The organism is Corallococcus sp. 4LFB, from assembly GCF_046520365.1.
Taxonomy (GTDB): Bacteria; Myxococcota; Myxococcia; order Myxococcales; family Myxococcaceae; genus Corallococcus; species Corallococcus caeni.
Genome location: NZ_JBKGHJ010000468.1, coordinates 1 through 6,507, shown reverse-complemented (window position 1 = coordinate 6,507; position 6,507 = coordinate 1). Strand labels below are relative to the sequence as shown.

The 6,507-nt window shown below is 70.0% G+C and carries 6 protein-coding genes; 2 read left to right on the top strand and 4 right to left on the bottom strand.

From position 1 onward, the window contains the following. The 4 genes from ACLEQD_RS34240 to fabI all read right to left on the bottom strand — a co-directional run. Positions 1 to 789 (bottom strand): CheR family methyltransferase (locus ACLEQD_RS34240; protein WP_410389853.1); only part of this gene is annotated, 789 nt, incomplete at its 3' end. Further along, a complete protein-coding gene (locus ACLEQD_RS34235) occupies positions 786 to 1,652 on the bottom strand; it encodes a response regulator (protein WP_410389851.1) in 867 nt (288 codons plus the stop codon). The genes ACLEQD_RS34235 and ACLEQD_RS34240, both read right to left, overlap by 4 nt. 5 nt (positions 1,653 to 1,657) lie before the next feature. Beyond that, positions 1,658 to 2,035: a response regulator gene (locus ACLEQD_RS34230; protein ID WP_410389850.1), complete on the bottom strand. Its 378-nt coding sequence runs from the start codon at positions 2,033 to 2,035 to the stop codon at positions 1,658 to 1,660. Positions 2,036 to 2,196: 161 nt separating this feature from the next. Beyond that, positions 2,197 to 3,030, bottom strand: coding sequence for an enoyl-ACP reductase FabI (gene fabI / locus ACLEQD_RS34225; RefSeq protein ID WP_410389848.1), 834 nt, complete (start codon positions 3,028 to 3,030; stop codon positions 2,197 to 2,199). Between the two features lie 311 nt (positions 3,031 to 3,341). Between fabI and ACLEQD_RS34220 the strand changes: the two genes are divergently transcribed. Then, the gene (locus ACLEQD_RS34220) at positions 3,342 to 6,227 is read left to right on the top strand and encodes a 2-oxoglutarate dehydrogenase E1 component (protein WP_410389847.1); all 2,886 of its coding nucleotides are present in this window, start codon (positions 3,342 to 3,344) and stop codon (positions 6,225 to 6,227) included. Continuing rightward, on the top strand, positions 6,217 to 6,507 hold a 291-nt coding region (locus ACLEQD_RS34215; protein ID WP_410389845.1), incomplete at its 3' end, for a biotin/lipoyl-containing protein. The genes ACLEQD_RS34220 and ACLEQD_RS34215, both read left to right, overlap by 11 nt.

Here is a 6,507-nt window from a genome sequence, read left to right as displayed (position 1 = left end):
CGGAAGGCCTGCAGCTCCGGCGGCCCTCGCGCGTGAGCCCGGCGGCGCGCCGGTCCACCTCCACCGTGCCAGGAACAGCAGGCCCCCCGGCGCCAGGCTCCGCGCCAGGTGGACGATGGCCGCGTCGCGCGCGGACGCGGAGAAGTACGTGAGCACGTTGCGGCAGAGGATGAAGTCGAAGAGCCCGAAGCGCTCCGGCAGCGGCGCCAGCAGGTTCGCCGGAGCGAAGCGCGTCACCTTGCGCACCTCCGGGAGGATGGAGACCTGACGCCCGTTGAGCAATTCGTAGACGGGGTGCAGCGCGGGGGCGGACTCACGCCGGGACCACGCGCCGTAGGTGCCGCGCCGCGCGGCCTCCAGGCTGGCCTCGTGCAGGTCCGTGCCCACCACCTCCACCGGCATCCCCGCGGGCGCGCACGCCAGGAGGCACGCGGCCAGCGAATAGGCCTCCTCGCCGGTGGCGCAGCCCGCGCTCCAGCCGCGCAGGTGCATGGCGCCGTGGCGCAGCGCGGACGGGATGCCCACCTGCGTGATGTAGCGGAAGTGCTCCGGCTGGCGGAAGAAGTACGTCTCCCCCACCAGGACCGCGCGCACCAGCGTGTAGGCCAGCGGGGAGCCCAGCTGCTGCAGTTCGCTCAGGACCTCCGTGGGCACGCGCCCCCGGGCCAGCTCCGCGCGCAGCACGCGCTCCACCGCCTCCTGGGCGATGGCGTCGTCGCGGAAGCCGGTGGTGTCCGCCACCACCTCCCGGGCACGGGCCAGGAGCCTCGGGTCGAGCCCCGCACTCATGCGCTCCGCTCTTCCTCCACCGGCGCGAGCAGCGCGGGCAGGTCGCGCAAGAGGCCCCGCGCGATGAAGACCTTCGGATCCAGGATGGGCAGCGCGCGGCCGCCGGTGCGCAGCATGCCCACGAGCCCTTCCTGCAACAGGCCGTGCTCCGCGCCGCCCACCTTCTCGCGCCGGTCGATGTCGCCCGCCTGGAACTCCTCCGGGTCCTTCACCGTGTCCACGGTGAGCGCCAGCGACACGCCCTCCGCCTCGATGACCACCAGCATCCGCTCCGCGATGGCCACCCGGTGCTCCACGCCCAGCCGCAGCGCCACGTCCAGCACGCACACCGCCTGGCCGCGCAGCTCCACGTACTCGCGCAGGTACGCGGGGCCGGTGGGCAGGGGCCGCGTCAGGGGCTGGAGCAGGACCTCCTTCACGGAGTCCAGCGGCACGGCGAACTCGCGCTCGCCCACGCTGAGCCGCAGCACCAGCATGGCGCCGGAGCGCGAGCGGCGCCGCGCGTTCTCCAGCGCCTCGCCCACGCGCGCCAGCAATTCGTCCGCGCGGAAGGGCTTGGGCAGGAACGCCTCCGCGCCGAAGCCCAGGCACGCCTCCGCGCGCTGCTTCTCCGAGGAGATGATGATGACCGGGATGTGCGCCGTGCCCGGATCCGCCTTCATCCGCTGGAGCACCTCGTCCCCGTCCATCTCCGGCATGGACAGGTCCAGCAGCACCGCCGCCGGGTGCAGCCGCCCCACCTTGTCCAGCGCCTCACGGCCGTTGCTGGCCGTGTGGATGGTGTAGTGCCCGGAGAGGATGGCCCGCTCCAGCGCGAGGATGGCGTCGCTGTCATCCACCAGCAGCAGCGTCGGCAGGCTCACGGTTCTCAGCCCCCGTTCAGGAACTGGCGGACCGTCTTGGTCAGCTCGTCGTGGGACACCGGCTTCTGGATGAAGGCGTTGGCCCCGGCCTCCGAACCGCGCTGGCGCAGGTCGTTGCCCTTCTCCGCCGTCAGCAGGATGACCGGCACCTGCTTCACCTGCGCCTGCGCGCTCGCGCGAACCTCCTTCACGAAGGTGATGCCGTCCATCACCGGCATGTTGATGTCCGCGATCACCACGCTCACCGGCACCAGCCGCAAGAGCTGCAGCGCGCGCTGCGCGTCCTCCGCCTCGACGATGCTGACCTTGAGGTTCATCAGGTAGATCTTGAGGATGTTGCGGACGGTCGGACTGTCGTCCACCAGCAAGACGTTGGTGCTCACTGTGCCACGGCTCCTCGCACAGGCCCCGCGGAGTGCGGAGATGTCCTGCGCTGCATGAGTGATCCTACCGTGAGCGCTCCGACGGGCGAAAGCGGGGGGCTTCCGTCCGCCGGGAAGCCTGGCAGGCGAATGTCTGGGTTTTCCGACAAGGTTGGGTGGCTTCAGCCTTCCTTGGGCGTGGGGTTCGCGGGGACCCCTTCTGCCGGTGTCTCCACCGTCTCCACTGGGGGTGCGCCCACCGCGTGGTAGCCGCCGTCCACGTGAATCATCTCGCCCGTGGTGGACGACAACCAATCGGACAGGAGCGCACAGGCCGTCTTCGCCACGTGGTCGTGGCTGTCCTTGTCGCTCCAGCCCAGCGGGGCCTGCTTGCCCCAGTACTGCGCCAGCGCCTTGAAGCCCGGGATGCCCTTGGCGGCGACGGTGGCCAGCGGGCCCGCCGCGAGCGCGTTCACGCGGATGCCCTTGGGCCCCAGGTCGCGCGCCAGGTAGCGCACGGTGGCCTCCATGGCCGCCTTGCACACGCCCATCCAGTCATAGATGGGCCACGCCTGCCGGTTGTCGAAGTCCAGCGCCACGATGGAGCCGCCCGGGGGCATCAGCGGCGCGCACGCCACCGCCAGCTCCTTCACGGAGAAGGCGGAGACGCGGAACGCGGTCTGCACGCTCTCCCACGGGGTGTTGAGGAAGTTGCCGCCCAGCGCGTCCTCGGGCGCGTACGCGATGGCGTGCAGCACGCCGTCCACGCGGCCCCACTTCTGGCGCAGCGCCTCCGTCAGCGCCGGAAAGTGCGCCGGGTTCGTCACGTCCAGCTCCAGCACCTCCGTGCCGGGCTTGAGCCGCTTCGCGCTGCGCTCCGTGAGGGACTTGGCCCGGCCAAAGCCGGTGAGGATGACCTCGGCGCCCTGCGCGATCGCGTGCTCCGCGACGCCAAAGGCCAACGACTGCGGGGTGAGCACGCCGGTGATGAGCAGCTTCTTGCCCTGGAGGAGCATGTCGGTACGTTCTCGCTGAGGGAGGGAAGAGGGGGCGTGTGCTTACCACTCCTGAACGTGCGTGGGAGGCCCCGCCCCTCCTTATCCCGTCCTGCCCCGGATGTACGTCCGTTCAGCATGCCAGGGGGGCTGGCGCCTCCTTTGAGCCCCTTCCAGCCAGGGGGAATCCGGCCTTCGGTGAAGCTCCGCTCACTTGGAGCATGACTCCAGCTGCTCTCTTGAGCGAAGACAGGCAGCCGGGCATGACGCGGTTCAACAAACTGAGGCGAAAACCCCCCAACGCGGCGCCCATCCAGTAAAAGACCCCCGCCATGGCGAATTTCCAGGACAGCTTCCTCTCTGGTGCCAACATCGACTTCATCGAGGGCCTCTACGCCCGCTTCCTCGATGACCCCGGCAGCGTGGACGCGAGCTGGCGTGAGGTGTTCGAGCGCAACAACGGCACCGGCCGCCCCATCTTCAACGCGAAGCAGCTGGAGGCCCCCGCCCCGGCCGCCGCGGAAGGCAAGGGCGACGGCAAGGGCAAGGGCAAGGCGAACGGTGTCGCCGTGCAGGCCGCGGCACCGCAGGCCCCGGCGGCCGCGGCGCAGGACATCGGGCTGCAGTCGAAGGTGGACCAGGCCATCACGGCCTTCCGGCTGCGCGGCCACCTGCGCGCGAAGCTGGATCCGCTGGACCGTCCGCGCCCGCAGCTGGGGCACGTGGCGGACGTGGCGCTGATGGACGAGAACCACTTCACCGCGAAGGAGCTGGAGCAGGCGGTGGAGTGCAACCACGTCTTCCCGCAGCAGCGCGTGCGCCTGGCGGACCTGGTCACCCGGCTGCGCCGCACGTACTCCAGCCACATCGGCGTGGAGTTCATGCAGATGCTCGACAGCGAGCGGCGCCGCTGGCTCATGCAGCGCATGGAGCACAGCGACAACCGCACGCCGTTCTCCGTGGAGGACCAGCGCCACATCCTCACGAAGCTGTCGTACGCGGAGGGCTTCGAGAACTTCCTGCACACGAAGTACGTGGGCGCCAAGCGCTTCAGCCTGGACGGCGGCGAGGCCCTCATCCCCATGCTGGACGCGCTGCTGGAAGTGGGCAGCGGCATGGGCCTGAAGGAGCTGGTCATCGGCATGGCCCACCGCGGCCGCCTCAACGTGCTGACCAACATCCTGGGCAAGAAGCCGGATCAGATCTTCAGCGAGTTCGACGGCCCCAGGGACCCCAAGGCGTACCTGGGCCGCGGCGACGTGAAGTACCACATGGGCTTCTCCTCGGACCACACCACGCGCGCCGGCAGGAACGTGCACCTGTCGCTGGCCTTCAACCCCAGCCACCTGGAGTGCGTGGGCCCCGTGGTGGAGGGCCGCGTGCGCGCCAAGCAGGACCGCGGCGGGGACGCGGAGCGCACCGGCGTGGTGCCGCTGCTCATCCACGGCGACGCGGCCTTCATCGGCCAGGGCATCACGTCGGAGACGCTCAACTTCTCCGGCCTCAAGGGCTACACGACGGGCGGCACGGTCCACATCGTCATCAACAACCAGGTGGGCTTCACCACCGACCCGTCGGACTCGCGCTCCAGCATCTACGCCACCGCCATCGCGCAGATGCTGGACATCCCGGTGTTCCACGTGAACGGGGATGACCCGGAGGCGTGCGTCCACGTGGCGCGCCTGGCGGCGGAGTACCGCCAGACGTTCAAGAGCGACGTGGTCATCGACTTCATCTGCTACCGCCGCTACGGCCACAACGAGGGTGACGACCCGTCCTTCACCCAGCCGGCGATGTACGACCTCATCCGCAAGCACCCGCCGGTGCGCGCGCTGTACGCGAAGGCGCTGGCGGAGGCCGGCCGAATCAGCGCGGAGGAGTCGGACGCCATCAAGCAGCGCTGCTTCCAGGACTTCGACGCGGCGCTCACCCGCGCCCGCCAGGAGAGCCAGTTCAAGGAGCCCAACGCGCTGGAGGGCCTGTGGAAGCCGTACAAGGGCGGCCTCTTGAAGAACGCGCCCCAGGTGCCCACGGCGGTGGCCAAGGCCACGCTGCGCGACGCGCTCCAGAAGCTGGCCACCGCGCCGGCGGGCTTCAACGTGCACCGCGACGTGGAGCGCACGGTCCTCAAGAAGCGCCAGGGCATGCTGGAGAGCGAGGAGCTCCAGTGGAGCGAGGGCGAGTCGCTGGCGTACGCGACGCTCCTGTCGGAGGGCTACACCATCCGCCTGTCCGGCCAGGACAGCGAGCGCGGCACCTTCAGCCACCGCCACGCGGTGCTGCACGACACGCAGACGGGCGAGGAGTTCGTGCCCCTGCGCCAGTTCCCCACCGGCAAGGCGACGTTCAACGTCTGGAACAGCCCGCTGTCGGAGATGGGCGTGCTGGGCTTCGACTACGGCTACAGCCTGGACGTGCCGGACGGCCTCACCCTGTGGGAGGCCCAGTTCGGTGACTTCGCCAACGGCGCGCAGATCATCATCGACCAGTTCATCGCCGCGGCGGAGAGCAAGTGGCGCCGGCTGTCCGGCATCACGCTGCTCCTGCCGCACGGCTACGAAGGCCAGGGCCCGGAGCACTCCAGCGCGCGCCTGGAGCGCTTCCTGGACCTGTGCGCCGAGGACAACCTCCAGGTCTGCTACCCCACCACGCCCGCGCAGATCTTCCACCTCTTGCGCCGCCAGGTGCTGCGCCCGGTGCGCAAGCCGCTGGTCATCATGTCGCCCAAGAGCCTGCTGCGCCGCCCGGAGGCGACGAGCCGCATGGACGACCTGGCCACGGGCGCGTTCCAGGAGGTGATTCCGGACGCGAAGGCGGACGCCGCGAAGGTGAAGCGGCTGCTCTTGTGCAGCGGCAAGGTGTACTACGACCTGGCCAAGGCCCGGGACGAGCGCAAGGACGACGCCATCGCCATCGTGCGGGTGGAGCAGCTCTACCCCTTCCCGCAGGACGAGCTGACGAACCTGGTGGCGAAGCTGCCGGCGCTCCAGGAGCTGTACTGGGTGCAGGAGGAGCCGCGCAACGCGGGCGGGTGGCACTTCATGTTCCCGCGCCTGCACGACCTGTTGTCCCAGCGCGCGCAGCAGACGGTGAAGCTGGGCTACATCGGGCGCGCCGAGGCCGCCAGCCCCGCCACCGGTTTCACGAAGACGCACGACTACGAGCAGCAGCTCATCATCGAAGAAGCCATCCTCCGAGGACCCCAGAATGGCCGTTGAACTGAAAGTCCCCCCGCTCGGCGAATCCATCACCGAGGCCGTCGTCGGCAAGTGGAACAAGAAGCAGGGTGAGTCTGTCTCCGCGGACGAGCCGCTCGTCGTGCTGGAGACCGACAAGGTCACCATCGACGTGCCCTCCCCCGCCGCCGGCAGCATCGCGTCCATCGCCTTCAAGGAGGGCGACAAGGTCCGCGTGGGCGACGTGCTGGGCACCATCGAGGCCGGTGCTGGCGCTGCCGCTTCTCCCGCCGCTGCCGCCGCCACGCCCGCGCCCGCCCAG